This window comes from Variovorax sp. MHTC-1, from assembly GCF_003984645.1.
Classification (GTDB): domain Bacteria; phylum Pseudomonadota; class Gammaproteobacteria; order Burkholderiales; family Burkholderiaceae_C; genus Variovorax.
In genome coordinates this window covers 81,409-97,176 of record NZ_RWKI01000017.1, presented here as the reverse complement: position 1 = coordinate 97,176, position 15,768 = coordinate 81,409, and the positions used below count along the sequence as shown (strand labels likewise).

The 15,768-nt window shown below is 66.4% G+C and carries 17 protein-coding genes; 4 read left to right on the top strand and 13 right to left on the bottom strand.

Going from position 1 to position 15,768, the window contains the following annotated elements; all coding sequences use genetic code 11:
• From EJI01_RS22325 to EJI01_RS22270, 12 genes are all read right to left on the bottom strand, one after another.
• The coding region (locus EJI01_RS22325) for a 3-methyl-2-oxobutanoate hydroxymethyltransferase (RefSeq protein ID WP_185879016.1) at positions 1 to 510 on the bottom strand (510 nt) is incomplete at its 3' end.
• 71 nt (positions 511 to 581) lie between these two features.
• A complete protein-coding gene (panD, locus tag EJI01_RS22320; RefSeq protein ID WP_126839316.1) occupies positions 582 to 983 on the bottom strand; it encodes an aspartate 1-decarboxylase in 402 nt (133 codons plus the stop codon).
• A 587-nt stretch (positions 984 to 1,570) separates the two neighbouring features.
• Positions 1,571 to 2,347 (bottom strand): ferredoxin--NADP reductase, encoded by a 777-nt coding sequence (locus tag EJI01_RS22315; RefSeq protein WP_126839315.1) that lies wholly within the window; start codon positions 2,345 to 2,347, stop codon positions 1,571 to 1,573.
• 16 nt (positions 2,348 to 2,363) lie between these two features.
• Positions 2,364 to 2,693: a DUF971 domain-containing protein gene (locus tag EJI01_RS22310; RefSeq protein ID WP_126839314.1), complete on the bottom strand. Its 330-nt coding sequence runs from the start codon at positions 2,691 to 2,693 to the stop codon at positions 2,364 to 2,366.
• Entirely contained in the window at positions 2,690 to 3,559 is an 870-nt protein-coding gene (locus EJI01_RS22305; RefSeq protein WP_126839313.1) for an ABC transporter ATP-binding protein, read from the bottom strand. Before EJI01_RS22305 ends, EJI01_RS22310 begins: the two co-directional genes overlap by 4 nt.
• Entirely contained in the window at positions 3,556 to 4,518 is a 963-nt protein-coding gene (locus EJI01_RS22300) for an ABC transporter permease (protein WP_126839312.1), read from the bottom strand. Before EJI01_RS22300 ends, EJI01_RS22305 begins: the two co-directional genes overlap by 4 nt.
• Before the next feature lie 16 nt (positions 4,519 to 4,534).
• Positions 4,535 to 5,953 carry an ABC transporter substrate-binding protein gene (locus tag EJI01_RS22295; protein WP_126839311.1) on the bottom strand — a complete coding sequence of 473 codons (1,419 nt, stop codon included), beginning with the start codon at positions 5,951 to 5,953 and terminating at the stop codon, positions 4,535 to 4,537.
• A 48-nt stretch (positions 5,954 to 6,001) separates the two neighbouring features.
• Positions 6,002 to 6,331: a ferredoxin FdxA gene (gene fdxA, locus EJI01_RS22290; protein ID WP_126839310.1), complete on the bottom strand. Its 330-nt coding sequence runs from the start codon at positions 6,329 to 6,331 to the stop codon at positions 6,002 to 6,004.
• Positions 6,328 to 7,299, bottom strand: a complete 972-nt coding sequence (locus EJI01_RS22285) for a HEAT repeat domain-containing protein (protein ID WP_126839309.1) — start codon at positions 7,297 to 7,299, stop codon at positions 6,328 to 6,330. The genes fdxA and EJI01_RS22285 overlap by 4 nt, the downstream gene beginning before the upstream one ends.
• A gap of 10 nt (positions 7,300 to 7,309) precedes the next feature.
• Positions 7,310 to 7,543 carry a ferredoxin family protein gene (locus EJI01_RS22280; protein ID WP_126839308.1) on the bottom strand — a complete coding sequence of 78 codons (234 nt, stop codon included), beginning with the start codon at positions 7,541 to 7,543 and terminating at the stop codon, positions 7,310 to 7,312.
• 14 nt (positions 7,544 to 7,557) lie between these two features.
• Positions 7,558 to 9,288: a fumarate reductase/succinate dehydrogenase flavoprotein subunit gene (locus EJI01_RS22275; protein WP_126839307.1), complete on the bottom strand. Its 1,731-nt coding sequence runs from the start codon at positions 9,286 to 9,288 to the stop codon at positions 7,558 to 7,560.
• 10 nt (positions 9,289 to 9,298) lie between these two features.
• The gene (locus EJI01_RS22270) at positions 9,299 to 10,069 is read right to left on the bottom strand and encodes a GntR family transcriptional regulator (RefSeq protein ID WP_126839306.1); all 771 of its coding nucleotides are present in this window, start codon (positions 10,067 to 10,069) and stop codon (positions 9,299 to 9,301) included.
• 878 nt (positions 10,070 to 10,947) lie between these two features.
• On the opposite strand from EJI01_RS22270, the gene EJI01_RS28860 reads away from it, so the two are divergent.
• Positions 10,948 to 11,292, top strand: a complete 345-nt coding sequence (locus tag EJI01_RS28860) for a hypothetical protein (protein WP_185879015.1) — start codon at positions 10,948 to 10,950, stop codon at positions 11,290 to 11,292.
• A 335-nt stretch (positions 11,293 to 11,627) separates the two neighbouring features.
• Complete coding sequence (locus EJI01_RS22265; RefSeq protein WP_126839305.1) at positions 11,628 to 12,494, top strand: CvpA family protein; 867 nt, start codon at positions 11,628 to 11,630, stop codon at positions 12,492 to 12,494.
• On the opposite strand, the gene EJI01_RS22260 is transcribed toward EJI01_RS22265, so the two are convergent.
• On the bottom strand, positions 12,405 to 13,112 hold the full coding sequence (locus EJI01_RS22260; RefSeq protein ID WP_185879014.1) for an adenylate/guanylate cyclase domain-containing protein: 708 nt from the start codon (positions 13,110 to 13,112) through the stop codon (positions 12,405 to 12,407). The two genes, EJI01_RS22265 and EJI01_RS22260, sit on opposite strands and share 90 nt — an antisense overlap.
• A gap of 198 nt (positions 13,113 to 13,310) precedes the next feature.
• Between EJI01_RS22260 and EJI01_RS22255 the strand changes: the two genes are divergently transcribed.
• Both EJI01_RS22255 and EJI01_RS22250 read left to right on the top strand, forming a co-directional pair.
• Complete coding sequence (locus EJI01_RS22255; protein ID WP_126839303.1) at positions 13,311 to 13,994, top strand: LuxR C-terminal-related transcriptional regulator; 684 nt, start codon at positions 13,311 to 13,313, stop codon at positions 13,992 to 13,994.
• Positions 13,991 to 15,748, top strand: a complete 1,758-nt coding sequence (locus EJI01_RS22250; protein ID WP_126839302.1) for a sensor histidine kinase — start codon at positions 13,991 to 13,993, stop codon at positions 15,746 to 15,748. Before EJI01_RS22255 ends, EJI01_RS22250 begins: the two co-directional genes overlap by 4 nt.
• Positions 15,749 to 15,768: the final 20 nt, after the last annotated feature.

Here is a 15,768-nt window from a genome sequence, read left to right as displayed (position 1 = left end):
CGGCGTGAGGCCGAGGTGGGCGCACACTGGGATGCCGCGTTCGACCAGGAAGCGCACGGTCTCGGTGGTCCAGCCGCCGCCTTCGAGCTTGACCATGTGGGCGCCGGCCTGCATCAGCACCGCGGCGCTGCGCAAGGCCTGCTCGCACGATTCCTGGTAGCTGCCGAAGGGCAGGTCGGCGATCAGCCAGCCCGTGCCCTGCACGCGGCGCAGCCCCCGAAAGACGCTCTCGGTGTGGTAGCGCATCGTGTCCAGCGTCACGCCCACGGTGCTGCGCAGGCCCTGGCAGACCATGCCCACGGAGTCGCCGACCAGGAGGCATTCGACGCCGGCCGCGTCGGCCATGGCGGCGAAGGTGGCGTCGTAGGCGGTCAGCATGGTGATCTTCTCGCCGCGCGCACGCAGCTCCGCCAGGCGCGGCAGGCTCAGCGGTTTGCGCAGCGAGGGCGGGGAGGCGGGCAGCAGGTTGCCGTAGGGCGTATCCGTGCTGGGGGCAGGGGCGGGATGCATGGTCGGTCTTTCACCAGGGAGAGGCCGCGCCCCGCGAGGGCCGGCCAGCGGCAGGGCGCCGGGCCCTGTGCTCAGGCAGTGACGGCTGTGTCGGAGGCTGCCTGCACCGGGATGTGGGCGCGCTCTTCCTTGATGCGGTTGGCGTCGTCCACGAACACCAGCTTGGGCTTGTGGCCGGCCACCTGATCCTCGGGCACGAGGCCGAAGGCGGCGATGATGACCAGGTCGCCCACCGAAGCCCGGCGCGCAGCGGAGCCATTGAGCGAGATGATTCCGCTGCCGCGCTGGCCGCGGATCGCGTAGGTCACGAAGCGTTCGCCATTGTTGATGTTCCAGACGTGGATCTGCTCGTTCTCCGCGAGATTGGCGGCATCGAGCAGGTCTTCGTCGATGGCGCAGGAGCCTTCGTAGTGCAGTTCGCAATCAGTGACTGTCGCGCGGTGGATCTTGGACTTGAGCAGAGAACGAAACATCGGATGAGACCAGACAGGTGGGAAGGGCAGTGGCCTCGCTGCAGCTTTCGCTGCGGACCCATGCGCGAAGGCGCGAATGCTAGCGAAGAACCGGCCAAAGAAAAATTCCGGAACAGGCACTTTGATCCAGCCCTTCAGGCATCGACATCCGCAATGCATCTTGTCGCAATGATGCCGCTGGCACTCAGCGCATCGATGGCATTCGCGCATGCGGGCACCCTGCATGCTCGCCTCGGCGCTCATCAACCAACTCAAGCGGGTCCATCTGGCGCGCGAGCGCAGGGCATCGCGGCGCAGGATGGCACGCGCCGGGTTGAGCGATCACGGTGTTCCTCTGGTGCTTATGCTTTGTTGCGTTGTTGGCTTGAACGAGGAGCACGGCACGTTGTCACTATCGATCACCGAAACGCGCGCGGCGTTCTCGCCGCAATTGCCCTGTTCGAAGAGGGTCGAAGAACTCTTCGCGGCCCGCCGACCACAGCGCGCGACGCAGCTCGCGGCCATCGCTATGACGCCCCGCATGACAACACGCCGCGCCAGAACGACTGCAGCACCGGTACCAGGCCAGGAGCCTCGACACGGACGCGCTACTTCTCGACGAAGGCGCGTTCGATCACGTAGTCGCCCAGCTCGCCCTGGCGCGGACTGATGCGTAAGCCGCGCGCATCGAGCAGCTTGCAGCTGTCGGCCAGCATCGCGGCGCTGCCACAGATCATCGCGCGGTCGACCGCGGGGTCGAGCGGCGGCAGCCCGATATCGCTGAACAGCCGCCCAGTTTCGATGATCTCGGTGAGCCGGCCCTGATTGCGAAACGGCTCCCGCGTGACGGTCGGGTAGTAGACCAGCTTGCCACGCACCATCTCGCCCATGTACTCATTGTTCGGCAGCTCCTGTTCGATGAAGCTGGCGTAGGCCAGCTCGCTGACCTGCCGCACGCCGTGGATCAGAATCACCTTCTCGAATCGCTCGTAGGTTTCGGGATCCTGGATGATGCTGATGAACGGCGCCAGGCCGGTTCCGGTGGACAGCAGGTACAGGTGGCGGCCGGGCCGCAGGTCGTCCAGTACCAGGCTGCCGACCGGCTTGCGCCCGACGATCACTTCGTCACCGGGTTTCAGGTGCTGCAGGCGCGAGGTCAACGGACCGTTGGACACCTTGATGCTGAAGAACTCGAGATGTTCGTCGTGGTTCGCGCTCGCCACGCTGTAGGCGCGCATCAGCGGCTTGCCTTCGACCGGCAATCCGAGCATCACGAAGTGTCCATTGCGAAAGCGCAGCCCGGGATCGCGCGTGGTGCGAAACGAAAAGAGCGTGTCATTCCAGTGGTGGACGTGCAGCACGCGTTCGGTGGCGAGTTGTGACATGGACTGGCGAAGGTGATCAGGAAGTAACGGGAAGGCCCAGCTCGTGCAGGTAGGCCCAGGGGAAGATGCCGCGCCCGTGTCCGTCGGAGAACACCAGGTTCAAGCCCTTGTCCGACACGGGGTGGATGGCCACAAGCCGGATTGAGGAGGCAGGCTCGGGATGACTGCCGAGATCGCGGTACGCCTGCTCGCACGCGGCGCAGCGGCAGCGCGCACGCAGCAGCCCGTGCGCCAGATGGCTTGCGCTTCCGTCCTGCCAGCGAAGCTCGAGCACGCCGCTGGCCTGGTGATCGACGATGTCGAGCGGAATCCGGGGTCCGTCCGAAGACTGCGGCACTTCGCTCATGTCAGCGCCTTCATGCCGTCGCGCCCGAAGTGGTGGTCCATGCCCTGCAGCCCGGCGCCGCCCAGCTCGCCGCCCATGGCAGCCAGGCTCTCTTCGCGGATCAGCGCCTTGAGCTGCCGCACCAGTGCCTGGAAGGTGGGCGAAGCCGTCATCTCGGACGTGCGCGGTCGCGGCAGCGGAATCGGGATCTCGGCCTTGATGCGCCCCGGGCGCGCCGTCATCACGTAGACCTTCTCGGAAAGAAAGATCGCCTCCTCGATGTCGTGCGTGATGAACAGCACCGACAGCTGCAGCTGCTGCCACATGTTGGTGAGGATCTCCTGCATCACCGCGCGGGTCTGCGAATCGAGCGCGCCGAAGGGCTCGTCCATCAACATGACCTGCGGGCTGGTCGCCAGCGCGCGCACGATGCCCACGCGCTGCTTCATGCCGCCGGACAGCTGCTCGGGGTAGTGGTTCTCGAACGCGAGCAGGCCGGTCATGCCGAGCAGAGAGCGTGCGGCCGCCTCGCGCTGGTTTTGTCCGAGGCCCTGCATCTTCAGTCCGAACTCGACGTTCTTGCGTACCGTCATCCACGGGAACAGGGAGTACTGCTGGAACACCACGCCGCGGTCGGCACCGGGTCCGCCGATCGGCTTGCCGTCGAGCAGGGCCTCGCCTTCGCTGGGCCGGAGGAAGCCGGCGACGATGTTCAGCAGCGTGGATTTGCCGCAGCCCGAGGGGCCGATGATGCTGACGAACTCGCCGGGCTCGACCTCCAGCGACACGCGGCTCGCGGCTTCGGTCATCTGGCCCTTGGTTCCGAAGCGCACCGACACGTCGCGGATCTGCACGTGCCCTTTGCGGGCGGTGTTGTCGGCGCTCATCGAACGCTCCCTGCGCGCGCGCCGTAGCTCAGCCAGGGCATCATCGACTTGCCGACGAAGCGGATGAGGCCGCTGCACAGCAGGCCCAGCACGCCGATGGTGATCATGCCCAACACGATCTCGGGATACGAGATCAGCGAATAGGCTTCCCAGGTGAAGTAGCCGATGCCGAACTGGCCGGAGATCATCTCGGCGGCGATCAGCGAAACCCAGGCCACGCCCATGCCCACGGCCAGGCCGGTGAAGATCTGCGGCGCCGCACCGGGAAGCACCACGTACCACATGATCTGGCGCTCACGCGCGCCCAGGCACTGGCTCGCGCGCAGCAGCACGCCATCCACCGCCTGCACGCCGCTGATGGTGTTCAGCAGGATCGGGAAGAACGCGCCGATGAAGGTGATGAAGACGATGCTCACCTCGTTGTCGGGCCACAGCATGATGGAGATCGGCACCCAGGCGATCGCCGGAATGGGGCGAAAGACTTCCATCGCCGGGAACATGAAGCTGCGCGTCAGGCGGTAGCGCCCGATGAGCATGCCCAGCGCGACGCCGAGCACCGTGGCAATCGCGAAGCCGATGAAGATGCGTTGCAGGCTCATGCCCACGTTCTTGATGAACTTCGGCGACGAGTTGACTTCGGCCACCTTGGAAAGCACCTCCATCGGCGTCGGGATGTTGGAGAAGCGGATGTAGAAGTCCAGCCGGTAGGTCGTGGCGAGATGCCAGAAGAGCACGATGCCCATGAGCGCGCAGGCGCCCATCAGGTAGGCGGGCGCATGCTGGCGCAGCACCTGCCAGCCGCGCTCGGCCGGACTCAGTGCCACCGTGGTCGACGGCGGGACGGGCAGCGGCGCGCGCAGGATCTCTTCCGGGCGGGCCAGCCCGCGCGCCGGCGCAGCCTCCGAGAGCGCGCTGGGCGCCGGTACTTCGTGGAACAGGCGTTGCGTGGAGGTGGGCATCGTGGGGTCCTCGGTGTCAGAGGCCGGCTGCGGCGAGCGCTTCGGTGTAGGTAGCCAGCTTGCCGCCGATCGCGGCGGCCTCGGCCTGCGCATCCTTCCGCAGCAGGAAGGGCACGATCTGCGGCTTGCGCGGATCGCTGGTGCTCACCGCATAGAAGGCCTTGTCGGCGAACAGCTTGATGCCCAGCGTCTTGTCGTTGAGGTAGGCGACCTTGACTTTCCTGTTCTCGCTCTGAGCCTTGTTGATCGCGGCCAGGGTGCACGCGGGAGAAGAGTAGGCGGTGATGGCCGCGCCCTCGATCCACACTTCGCCGGCTTCCTTGGGACGCGTGATGGGCGTCTTGCACAGGGGATCGGTTCCGCTGATGTCGTAGTTGGCGAGCGTCTGCTGCTGCGCGTCGTAGTCGAGCTTCAGTTCCTTGTAGGCCTGCCGCACATAGGTCTCGTCGACCCAGGCGTTGATGTCCAGCGGCTTGACGCGGTTCAGGCGGGTGAGCACCTCGTGGCCGGTCTTGATGGTGTCCAGCCATCGTGGCTTGATCGTGGGGTCGAGCGTGTGGATGCCGCCGGGGCCAAGGTAGAGGTAGGCCACTTCCTTCTCGATCTTGGTCCACTCCTCGACCTTAGCGGCGGCGGCAGTCGGATTGCCGCGCACCCAGGTGTTGGCCTCCATCAGGGCCTTGATGTAGGCGACCACCACCTCGGGGTACTCCGTCGCGAAGTCCTTGCGCACGACCACGCCGTGGAAGGTCGGTACCTTGGTCTCGGCACCATCGAAGATCTTGCGGGCGAAGCCGCGGTAGGGAAGCAGGTCCGCAAAGGGAACGAAGTCGGCGTGCGCATCGATCTTCCTTTCCTGCAGGTTGGTCGTGCCGACCTCCGGGCTCTGGCTCACGAGGTTCCAGTAGTCGTCCTTCCAGCCGCGGGTCTGCATGGCCTGCAGCACCATGCCGTGCGCCGCCGATCCGAAAGGCACCGAGATCAGCTTGCCCTTGAGCTCGGCCAGGTCGTAGTAGGGCGAATCCTTGTGCACCACCACGCCGTTGCCGGAGCCGAAGGCGTTGTACGCGATGACGGCCACGAGCTGCGTTTCGTTGCCGGCCTGCGACTGGCCCGTGGCGCCGTTCACCAGCAGCGGGTAGTCGCCCATCATCCCGATCTGCAGCTTCTTGGCCATCATGCCGTTGGTGATCGGCGGGCCGGACGTGAAGTTCTGCCAGTCGAGCTTGAAGTCGATGTCCTTGTACTTGCCGGTCTTCGGCAGGTGCTTCTCGATGAGCTTCAGCTCCTTGAGCACGACGCCGCCGGTGACGGTGTTCGTCGTCGTGTTCTGCGTGCCGATGCCGATGACGACTTCCTGCCGCGCCAGGGCAGGCAGGGCAAAAGCCAGGGCAAGCGCCAGGACCGCGCCGATTCGCAAGATGATGTGCTTCATGGACTGGTTCTCCGTGGGGATTGGGAAGGTGCTGTCGATTCGAAAGGCCTACGCGGGCTCTGAAAGATGGTCCAGCTTGCCGCTCACCGTGGCCCACTGCTCGGCGTCCGGCAAGGGCTCGCGCGCCTGGCTGATGACGGGCCACTGCGCGGCATAGCGGGCGTTCATCTCGACGAAGCGCTCCTGCCCTGTCGGCACATCGGTGTCCGCGACGATCGCGCCGACCGGGCATTCGGGCACGCAGACGGCGCAGTCGATGCACACGTCAGGGTCGATGACGAGGAAGTTCGGCCCCTCGTGAAAGCAGTCCACCGGACAGACGCTCACGCAGTCGGTGTACTTGCAGCGGATGCAGGCTTCGGTGACGACGAAGGTCATGACGACGCTCCGTCGCGCCTGGCCTTCTGCGCCAGGCCGATGGCCGTCAGCGCCAGGCGGGCCAGCTTGCGCACGTCGGGATCGGGATCGGCGAGTGCCGCCTCCAGCGGGGCGATGGCGCGCGTGTCGCCGATCTCTCCCAAAGCGATGACCGCTTCCTTGCGCAGGTTGCTGATGGTGTGCGTGAGCGAAGCCACCAGCGAAGGCAGGCCCGCCTCGGCCTTGAGCAGGCCCAGGCTGCGTGCCGCCTTGACGCGCACCTGCCAGTAGTCGTCCTGCATCGCGTGCACGAGGTCGGGGATGGCCAGCGACAGTCTCAGCTTGCCGATGGTCTGCGCCGCTTCCTCGCGCACCAACCACCCGTTGTCGGCCAGGGCGCGCGTCAGGGCGGGTAGCACGCTGACGGTGGTGGCATAGCCGAGCGCACCCACGGCAATGCGGCGTACCTCGATGTCGGGGTCGTTGGCTGCCACTTCGGCCAGGTCGCCGATGGCCGCCGGGTCCTTCAGGTAGCCGAGCACGCCCACCGCCTCGCGGCGCACGGCCGCGTCGGCGTCGCGCAGCGAATGCATGGCGGGCTCGAAGGCCTGCGGCGAGCGCAGTGCCCGAATGGCGTGGAACGCGAGTGCCCGTACTTCTGCGGCGCCTTCGACAAGCAGCGGCAGCAAGGGCGCGGCCGACGCCGTCTCCTTCAGTTCGGCCAGCACCTCGCCGGCCGCCTTGCGCACTTCAGCATCGGCGTCGAGCAGCATCGGCGCCAAAGCCTGAACCACATCGGGCTGTTCGAAGCCTTCGAGTGCGCGCACGGCTTCCGTTCGCACCAGCGCGTCGCTGTCGGCAAGGCGCGGCAGCAGCAGCGGCACGATGTCGTCCTCGTCGCTGTAGGGCAGGTCGATCACGGCCAGGCGCCGCACGGCGGCGTCGGCATCGGCCAGCCGCTCGGCGAAGGTGTTGAGTCCGGTTTCCATGACGGGCCCCTCAGCGCAGCAGGTACGGGATGTCGACGCTGACAGCGCCTGTCGGGCAGTCCTGCTCGCAGGGCAGGCAGTACCAGCACTCGTCGAATTTCATGTAGGCCTTCTTCGTCAGCATGTCGATGGCCAGCACGTCGAGGGGGCAAACGTCGACGCAGACGGTGCAGCCCTTCTCGGCGATGCATTTGGATTCGTCCACGCGCACGGGGACTTGGGCGAGGGTTGCGGCGATGGTCATTCGGGGCTCCTGGTTCAAGCTGCCTCGGCGCTGCTCGCGACGCGCAGGCGTTGGTAAGCGGTTCGTTCTTCGTCGTCGACCGGCACGATGTAGGGCTCGATCGCCTTCTTGCGCAGCGCCATCCGGCCGTGCGGATCGCGGCTCAGAAGCGAGTGGCAGAACCAGCTCTCGTCGTCGCGCGCGGGGTGGTCGACATAGTTGTGGTAGAGGCCCCAGCGGCTCTCCGTGCGGAACATCGATGCGTGGGCGGCCATCTCCGCGCAGTCGAGAATCGAGTGCGCTTCCATCGCCCGCATCAGCTCGTGCGCATCGCCGGCCGACATCGAATCCATGTCCTCGCGAATCTCCGCAAAGCGGCGCAGGCCGATCTCGTATTTGCTCGTGATCTTCGGCGGCTGCAGGTAGTCGTTGACCAGGCGGCGCGTCTTGTATTCGATCTGATGCGGGGTGAGCCCGCCGCTGCGCTGCAGCGGGGCCAGGATGCGCGCGCTCTCGGCCGCCTGTGCGTCGGCGTCCGGCATTGCCTGGCCGACCTCGGCGCAATAGGCCGCGGCGTTCTCGCCGCACAGCTTGCCGTACACGAAGGCGCCGAGCATGTAGTTGTGCGGGACGCTGGCGCAGTCGCCTGCGGCGTACAGGCCCTTCACCGATGTCTCGCCGCGGGCGTTGATGTGAATGCCCGAGGCGCTGTGCCCGCTGCAGAAGCCGATCTCCGAGATGTGCATCTCGACCATCTGCTTGCGGTAGTCGTTGCCGCGCTTCTCGTGGAAGCGTCCGCGGCTCGGCCGCTCGTTGCTGTGCAGGATGGTCTCGATCTCCTGGATCGTCTCCTCGGCCAGGTGGTCGAGCTTGAGGAACACCGGCCCGTTGCCGCTCAGCAGTTCGTTGTAGAACTCCTGCATCATCGCGCCGCTCCAGTAGTCGCACTCGATGAAGCGCTCGCCTTTGGAGTTGGCCGTGTAGCCGCCCAGCGGGCCGGTGACGTAGGCGCAGGCAGGGCCGTTGTAATCCTTGATCAGCGGGTTGATCTGGAAGCACTCCAGATTGGCCAGATCGGCGCCGGCGTGATAGGCCATCGCATGGCCGTCACCGCAGTTGGTGGGGTTCTCGTAGGTGCCCATCAGGTAGCCGGAGGCGGGCAGGCCGAGCCTGCCGGCGGCGCCGGTGCAGATCACCGCGGCCTTGGTGCGGATCACGTAGAGCTCGGCGGTGCGGCAGTCGAATCCCATCACCGCAGCGACCTCGCCGTCGGGCCCGGTCAGCACCCGGGTCACGACGACGCGGTTGGTGATCTCCACCCGCGCGCGCTTGAGCTGCCGGTAGAGGATGCGCTTCATGTGGTGGCCCTCGGGCATCGGCAACACGTAGGCGCCCAGGTGGTGGACCTTGCGCACCGAGTAGTCGCCAGTCTCGTCCTTCTCGAACTTGACGCCCCAGCGGTCAAGCTCCTGGATCATGTCGAAGCTGCCCGACGCATAGGCCATCACGGCCTCCTGGTCGACGATGCCGTCGTTGGCGACGGTGATCTCCTTGACGTACTGCTCAGGCGTCGCGTGGCCCGGGATGACGGCGTTGTTGAGACCGTCCATGCCCATCGATATCGCGCCGCTGCGTTTCACGTTGGCCTTGTCGATCAGCAGCACGCGCAGCTTCGGGTTGCGCTCCTTGGCCTTCACCGCGGCCATCGGCCCGCCGGTGCCGCCGCCGATGACGACGAGGTCGAATTCCATGTCGATAGTTTTCATGCTTCAGCTCCTAGGTTCGATCGATGCGCAGGCGGTACTGGAACGCGTCCCCGCGGTAGTAGAGAAACTCAAAGTCGATGGGTCGCTCGTCGGCATAGGTCAGCCGCTCGATGCGCAGCAGCGGCGACGCTTCCTCGATGCGCAACTGGCGTGCCAGGAATGCGTCGGCCGAGATCGCCTCGATCTGCACGTCGGCATGCGTGAGGTGCTGGCCGAAATCGTTCTCGAGAATCACGAAGATGTCGCGCGTCGCCAGGTCTTCCTGCACGAGGCGCTCGCCGAGCGGCAGCGGGAAGTAGCTCTGATCGACCGAGATCGGTTCACGATTCAAATAGCGCAGCCGCTGGATCTCGAAGACGGCTTCGCCGACTGCGACCTGAAGACGCCGAGCCACGATCTCGCTGGCGGCCACCTGCCGCGTGCTGAGCACCTGCGAAAAGGTTTCGTAGCCCGAAGGCCCCATGGCCTCGCCGAAGCCCTGCAGGCGCGACAGGTTCTGGAACGCCTTCGGCTTGGCGACGAAACTGCCCTTGCCGGCCACCTTGAAGATCAGGCCTTCTTTTTGCAAGTCGCCCATCGCTTGGCGGATCGTGATGCGGCTGACCGAGAAGGCCGCCATCATCTGGCTCTCGGACGGCATCTGCGAGTGCGGCGGGTAGGTGCCGTCAAGCACCCGCCGGCGGATGATTTCGCGGATCTGCGTGTGCATCGGCACGGACGACATCGGCACCACCCGGGCGTCGGCGCTCGCTGACTGTTGTGACTTGCGAACTGCGTTCATGGGGCGGGATCCACCTGTTATGACGGGTCATGCCTAGCAGATGGCGTGCCAGCAAATCCAAGGCGTTCGATGCGCGGGCGTTTTCAGAGGAAAGCCCTTCTTCCGGCCCTGAAAATCGCAAGGCCGAGAGAAGTGTGAGAACGCACCGCGGCGAGGCCCACGCACCGGCCTCGCGCTAGTTGTCACTGCTGCGGTGCACGCCCATCTGCCGGACTTGGCCAACCTGCGCGTCGAACCGTTCGACGCTGCGCGAGCGCCAACCTCGGCGGTCTTGCCGCGTAGCCCGGCGAAGTTTTTGGTCCCAGTGATGAAGGGTGCAAGGGCGGTCCGGCTCGGCTCAAGGCTGCCAACGAAGCCAACTCCATGGCACCAAAGGCTGCATCAAGGTCACCGCCGACGCGGTCCCTTGCGCGCGGACTTCCGCCGCTTGAGTCTCTACCCACCGCAAGTCGCGCCGCTGCGCCGGCGCATCCGGCGGCGTGCTACAGGTCGACGGATTTTTGCCTGGAGGGAAACCCGTCCCCGGCTGCGCCGCGGAGGCCTGCGGCTGGATGCCAGCGCAGGGGGCGCTACTTGCGCGTGCGACTGGGCGGCCAACGCGCTCGAACTGGAGCATCTGCTCGGGCTCAGCGTGTTGAAGGCGCCCGGCCGCCAGGCGCCGCGTGCGCGCATCCTCACCCTGGTGGCGGTCGGCACAGCAATAGGCAGGAGCCCCTTCAGGACGCGTCGGTAATGCCTCATAGAAGTCAACAGCCGGCGCGCCAGTGCGCACGGGATGCATGCACCATGCCCACGCGACGCACGCCTTGGCGCGTGGGGGCTCGAACTGACCATCGTGCGCGACAATCTGCGCCGCGACTCGCTGGCAACTTTGACCCATGGACCTCACGCTACAGTTCGTATCTCTGGACGGCTTCACCCGGGCTGATTGCCCAACCGAGGATGACGCGTCGCTTGTGTTTCCCCACGTGGCGATCACTGAGCGAAAGATCGCCGGCGTTCACACCGCGATGCTGCAGGCCTCCGATCACCAGAGGTGGGGAGGGCAGTTTGTCCGGTACATCCGCACTGTCTACCAAGCGCACGGGAGATCGCCTGCCGAAACCGGGCGCTGCACCGTGTACGGATTTCCTACCGAAGGCGATCGCGACGCATTCTGCGATCTGACCAGAGCAACCCCTGGCAACTTCATGCGAGCCATTGCTCAGAGGCGTCCGGCCTGAACACTTCTGCTCCAGTCGGATCACAGGTGCGTGAATTCATTGCATTTCGAATGACTGGTTCAAAGTGAGGCGAAGGCCGAAGCGGCGCGTCGAATAGACGAACCACAGAGAAAGCAGGAAGGAGAAAACGCGCTCGATGCCGTGCGCCGATCGACAGGCTGAGTTCCGGCCCGCCGACTGCAGCCGGGACTCCAGGAGAAGGGCATGGACTTAGTCGTAGGTGTGCCGAACGCCTTCAACGGCGTCGATTTGCTGCTCTTGCTCATTGTGCTGCTCGGGGTCTGGCAAGGCTGGCGCAGAGGGTTCTCGCGCTGCGCGGCCGAGCTTGCCGCCTCATGTCGGCTGTTCTCATCGCTCTGTGGTGCGGCCTGCCGGCAGCGAGCTACCTTGATCGCTGGGGCCTCGTCGAAGACCCGTGGGCCGCTCCGGCGGCATTCTTGATCTTGCTGGTACTGGGCCGCGTCCTATTGGATGCCGTCGTTCGGCGCTGGGTGGCGTTCTCCCCGCGGGTTGCCGGTTCGAACGTGCTCGACCGGAGCATGGGCGCGCTGCCCGGAGCGGTGACAGGCCTCGTCAACGCCGCCGTCGTGGCGATGGTCCTGCTTGCCGCGCCAGTTGGGAACGGTATGAAAAAAAGCGCGCAGTCAAGCACCCTGGCAGTCAGGCTGGCTGCGCCCGCCGACTGGATCGAAGCGAAGCTCGCTCCGATCTTCGAGCCCGCCATCAGCCGGGCCATCAGCAAATTCACGGTTCAGCCGCAGGAAGATGTAGCCATCGAGCTGCCGTTCGTGGTGACGGATCCAACGCCTCGGCCCGACCTCGAGGCAGCGATGCTGGTGCTGCTCAACGCAGAACGGCGCAAGCACGGGTGCAATGCATTCGTCATGGGCATCGGTCATGGGCATCGGTCAACTGCAGCATGTGGAACCGGCTTCCCTGTGCCACGAATAAAACGCTGGGCTGCGTGTCGCAGCCGAGAACGAGTGTGCAAGTGGCGACACACGCCACGACTGAAGATGCTTTCATACCTGGCCCCAGTCAATGTCGGGGAAAGATCGATTGAGCGCTTTGGCCTTTGGGTAGTCAACCCTCCAAACGCTCCCGCATTCACGCTATGGCAGAGGGGCGGATTCCGCATCGCGCAACGTGAACACGCGCCACTCGTCGCTGATGCCCTTCAGCTCATGCCATTGCCCGCCTGAGAACTTCAGGCCCGATCCGGCGACAAGTTCCTTGACGGTTCCCGACACCCGGATCTCCCCCGGGGCGGCGGTTCCTAACACGCGTCCCGCCACATGAACGGCGAGCCCGACAACCTTGTTGCCGACTAGTTCGCATTCGCCGGCGTGCAGTCCCGCGCGGATCTCCACACCGATCGCTTTCAACGCGGCGCGGATGGCCTGCGCGCAGCGAACGGCGCGCGCAGGTGCATCGAAAGTGGTGAAGAAGCCGTCGCCGGCGGTGTCGATCTCGCGGCCGCGAAAAAGCGCAAGGTGCATTCGAACGATGGCGTGGTGGCGCATCAGGAGCCTGCGCCAGCCGTCGTCACCCAGACGTTCGGCGAGTTGGGTCGAATCGACAATATCGGTAAACAGCATCGTCAACAGCACACGGTCGTGACTGGGCGCGTCCAGCGCTGCGGGCTCGCTCGCAAGGCCGAGCGCCATTGCGAACTCGTCGAGAAGCCGGGCCAGTTGAGGCGCCAGCGCGCGCGCGTCGCATGCTGCGGCGTAGCCGCCCATGTTCCATGCCGGCGGGGCCGGCGCGGGTTCGACCACGACCGGGGTGCGCTGAGATGCGACGACTGATGCCTTGTTCATCTTCGGCCCCTGTTGCTGCGTGTGCGCACCAGTGTTCCGCAGCGGCGCCCCTCTCGCCATTGCACGCTGCTGCTAAACCCATCCCGTGTTATGGGGAGGAGCGGCGACTAGGCCATTGGTTTAGGAGCGCTCGCGCCGACTTTGAGCTAATCTTTCGCCACCTCAACCCGGTCGCACACGCGCCGTCCCGGAGGGCCTATGCGGGTTCTGCTGGTCGATGATCACGAGATCGTGTGGAACGGCACACGCCGCCTGATGGAGCGCGTGGCCCGTGAGATCGATCCGCAGCAGCCGTTCGAGTTCGATGCTGCATGCGATGTCGAGTCGGCTTGCCGGCTACCCCGCTGCGGCTTCGACCTGGTGCTGCTCGACTACCATCTCCCCAAGCTCATGGGCGTTGCCGCGCTCCACGCGGTGAAGTCGCATTTCGAGGCCACACCGGTGTGCATCCAATCCGCTGAAAGCTCGCCGCAGCGCGTGCGCGAGGTGATCGAGGCCGGCGCCGCGGGCTTCATTCCCAAGTCGTACCGGCTCGACGACATGGAGGCCGCGCTGCGCGTCGTGCTGCGTCACCGCATCTACCTGCCGGCCGAATTCGTGCTGGCCGACGATGTGACCCGGTCGCGCGAGCCCGATGAGCTCCCGCGCGAGGACCTCGCGCGCTTCCTGCGCGCCGAGTTGTCGCCGCGCCAGCGCCAGGTGCTGGCACTCGCGATCCGCGGCACGCCGGTCAAGCTGATCGCGCGCGAGCTGTCGATCGCCGAAGGCACAGTGAAGGTGCACCTGTCCATGGTCTACCGTGCGCTCGGTGCGCGCAACCGCACCGACGCGCTGTGCCGCGTCTTCGATGCGCATGCCGCATCGGCGCTCGAGGCCGCATGAATGCGACGCACGCACCGCCTGTTTCAGCGTCCGCCGAACTGGACGAGCGCCGCCTGCAGGTGGTGGCCGAGCAGGCGATGGGCCTGCGCTGGCAGATCCTGCTGACTGCAACGATCGTGGCCGCGATCGTCTGGCACGCGGTGCCGACGGCGGCCGTGCTCGCGTGGTTCGCCGCCGTCATCGCCAGTCGCGAGTGGCGCGCGGCGGCGCTCGCTCGCATGGCGGGCGACCGCACGCGCCGCATCGATGAACGGCTGCGTGCCACGGTGCATTGGAACCTGCTGATCGGCGCATGCAACGGATCGGCCGCGCTGTTCATGGCCTGGCTGGACCCCGCGCTCGACGCGGTGCTGACGATGATCCTGGTCTCCTGGGGCGCGGGCGCCGTGTCCACCAGCGCCACCGTGATGCGGGCCTTTCTCGCCTATGCGAGCCTGCTCTTCATTCCGACGGCACTGATGTGGGCGCTGGCCGGCTCATGGCTGGGCTGGGGCGTCGCGGCGCTGGTGCTGATGTTCTTCGGCGTGCAGATCCGCTTCGCCAAGCGCAATCTGCAGACCTTCGAGGAATCCTTCCGCATCCGCCTCGAGAATCAGGCGCTGGCGACGAGCCTGGAGTTCGAGCGCGCGCAGCTGGCAATCGCTCGCGATGCCGCGGTCAAGGCCAACCAGGAGAAGAGCCGCTTCCTCGCCGGCGCCAGTCACGATCTTCGCCAACCGCTGCAGGCCATGGCGCTCAATATCGGTGCGCTGCGCCACCTGCCGATGGATGCGGACGCGTTGGCGATCGCCAAGGTCGTCGACAGCAGCCTCGAGCAGCTGCGCTCGATGCTCGATGCCCTGCTCGACGTGTCCAAGCTCGATTCCGGCGTGGTGGTGGCGCAGCCGAAGCGCGTGCAGCTCGATCGCCTGATCGCGGCGGTGGCCGCCGGCTTCGGCGCGGCGGCGGCGCAGCGCAAGGTGGAGCTGCGCTGCGAATGCCCGCCCGAGATCGCGGTGCAGACCGACCCGGACCTGTTGCGCCGCATGCTCGCGAACCTGATCGACAACGCAATCAAGTTCAGTCCCGCGCACGGCGGCCACGTCGACGTCGTGGTGAAGGCGGCAGCGACCCAGGTCGAGGTCACGGTGCGCGACAACGGTCCGGGCATCGCCCCCGAGCACCATCGTCTGGTCTTCGAGGACCTGGTGCAGCTGCACCACGACGCCCCCGGCCGCCCCCCGGGCCATGGGCTGGGACTGGGCATCGTGCGCCGACTCGCCGACCTGCTGATGGTGCCGATCACGCTCGAATCTGACAGTGGCGCCGGCGCCACCTTCCGCCTGAGCGTCCCGCGCGCGCCCCCGACGGCGGCCGCGGCTGAACAAGCCGGCCCTGCATGGAGCCTCGCCGGACGTTGCGTGCTGGTGCTGGACGACGATTCGATGGTGCGCGGCGCCTACCTCAACGCGCTGGACGCGATGGGCTGCCGCGCGCTCGCCGCCGCCAACCTCGAGGAGGCGCTGAACCAGCTCGGCCTCGCGGCCCCCGATGCTGCAGTGGTCGACTTCCGCCTCGGCGGCGGGATGGAAGGCTTCACGGCCATCGACCGCCTGCGCGCGCTGCGCCCGGCGCTGCCGGTGGTGATGGTCACTGCCGACACGGATGCGGCGTTGGTCGAGGCCGCGCGACACCAAGCAGTGCCGCTGCTGCGCAAGCCCGTCGACGCCCGCACGCTCGGGCAGACACTCAGCGCGGCGATCGCATCCCCCTGAGCGCCCGCCCGCCGCACACC

Coding starts and splice junctions, on each gene's coding strand:
- panD (WP_126839316.1), bottom strand. CDS start 983: ATGTTTCGTTCTCTGCTCAAGTCCAAGATCCACCGCGCGACAGTCACT.
- EJI01_RS22315 (WP_126839315.1), bottom strand. CDS start 2,347: ATGTCACAACTCGCCACCGAACGCGTGCTGCACGTCCACCACTGGAAT.
- EJI01_RS22310 (WP_126839314.1), bottom strand. CDS start 2,693: ATGAGCGAAGTGCCGCAGTCTTCGGACGGACCCCGGATTCCGCTCGAC.
- EJI01_RS22305 (WP_126839313.1), bottom strand. CDS start 3,559: ATGAGCGCCGACAACACCGCCCGCAAAGGGCACGTGCAGATCCGCGAC.
- EJI01_RS22300 (WP_126839312.1), bottom strand. CDS start 4,518: ATGCCCACCTCCACGCAACGCCTGTTCCACGAAGTACCGGCGCCCAGC.
- EJI01_RS22295 (WP_126839311.1), bottom strand. CDS start 5,953: ATGAAGCACATCATCTTGCGAATCGGCGCGGTCCTGGCGCTTGCCCTG.
- fdxA (WP_126839310.1), bottom strand. CDS start 6,331: ATGACCTTCGTCGTCACCGAAGCCTGCATCCGCTGCAAGTACACCGAC.
- EJI01_RS22285 (WP_126839309.1), bottom strand. CDS start 7,299: ATGGAAACCGGACTCAACACCTTCGCCGAGCGGCTGGCCGATGCCGAC.
- EJI01_RS22280 (WP_126839308.1), bottom strand. CDS start 7,543: ATGACCATCGCCGCAACCCTCGCCCAAGTCCCCGTGCGCGTGGACGAA.
- EJI01_RS22275 (WP_126839307.1), bottom strand. CDS start 9,288: ATGAAAACTATCGACATGGAATTCGACCTCGTCGTCATCGGCGGCGGC.
- EJI01_RS22270 (WP_126839306.1), bottom strand. CDS start 10,069: ATGAACGCAGTTCGCAAGTCACAACAGTCAGCGAGCGCCGACGCCCGG.
- EJI01_RS28860 (WP_185879015.1), top strand. CDS start 10,948: ATGGACCTCACGCTACAGTTCGTATCTCTGGACGGCTTCACCCGGGCT.
- EJI01_RS22265 (WP_126839305.1), top strand. CDS start 11,628: ATGTCGGCTGTTCTCATCGCTCTGTGGTGCGGCCTGCCGGCAGCGAGC.
- EJI01_RS22260 (WP_185879014.1), bottom strand. CDS start 13,112: ATGAACAAGGCATCAGTCGTCGCATCTCAGCGCACCCCGGTCGTGGTC.
- EJI01_RS22255 (WP_126839303.1), top strand. CDS start 13,311: ATGCGGGTTCTGCTGGTCGATGATCACGAGATCGTGTGGAACGGCACA.
- EJI01_RS22250 (WP_126839302.1), top strand. CDS start 13,991: ATGAATGCGACGCACGCACCGCCTGTTTCAGCGTCCGCCGAACTGGAC.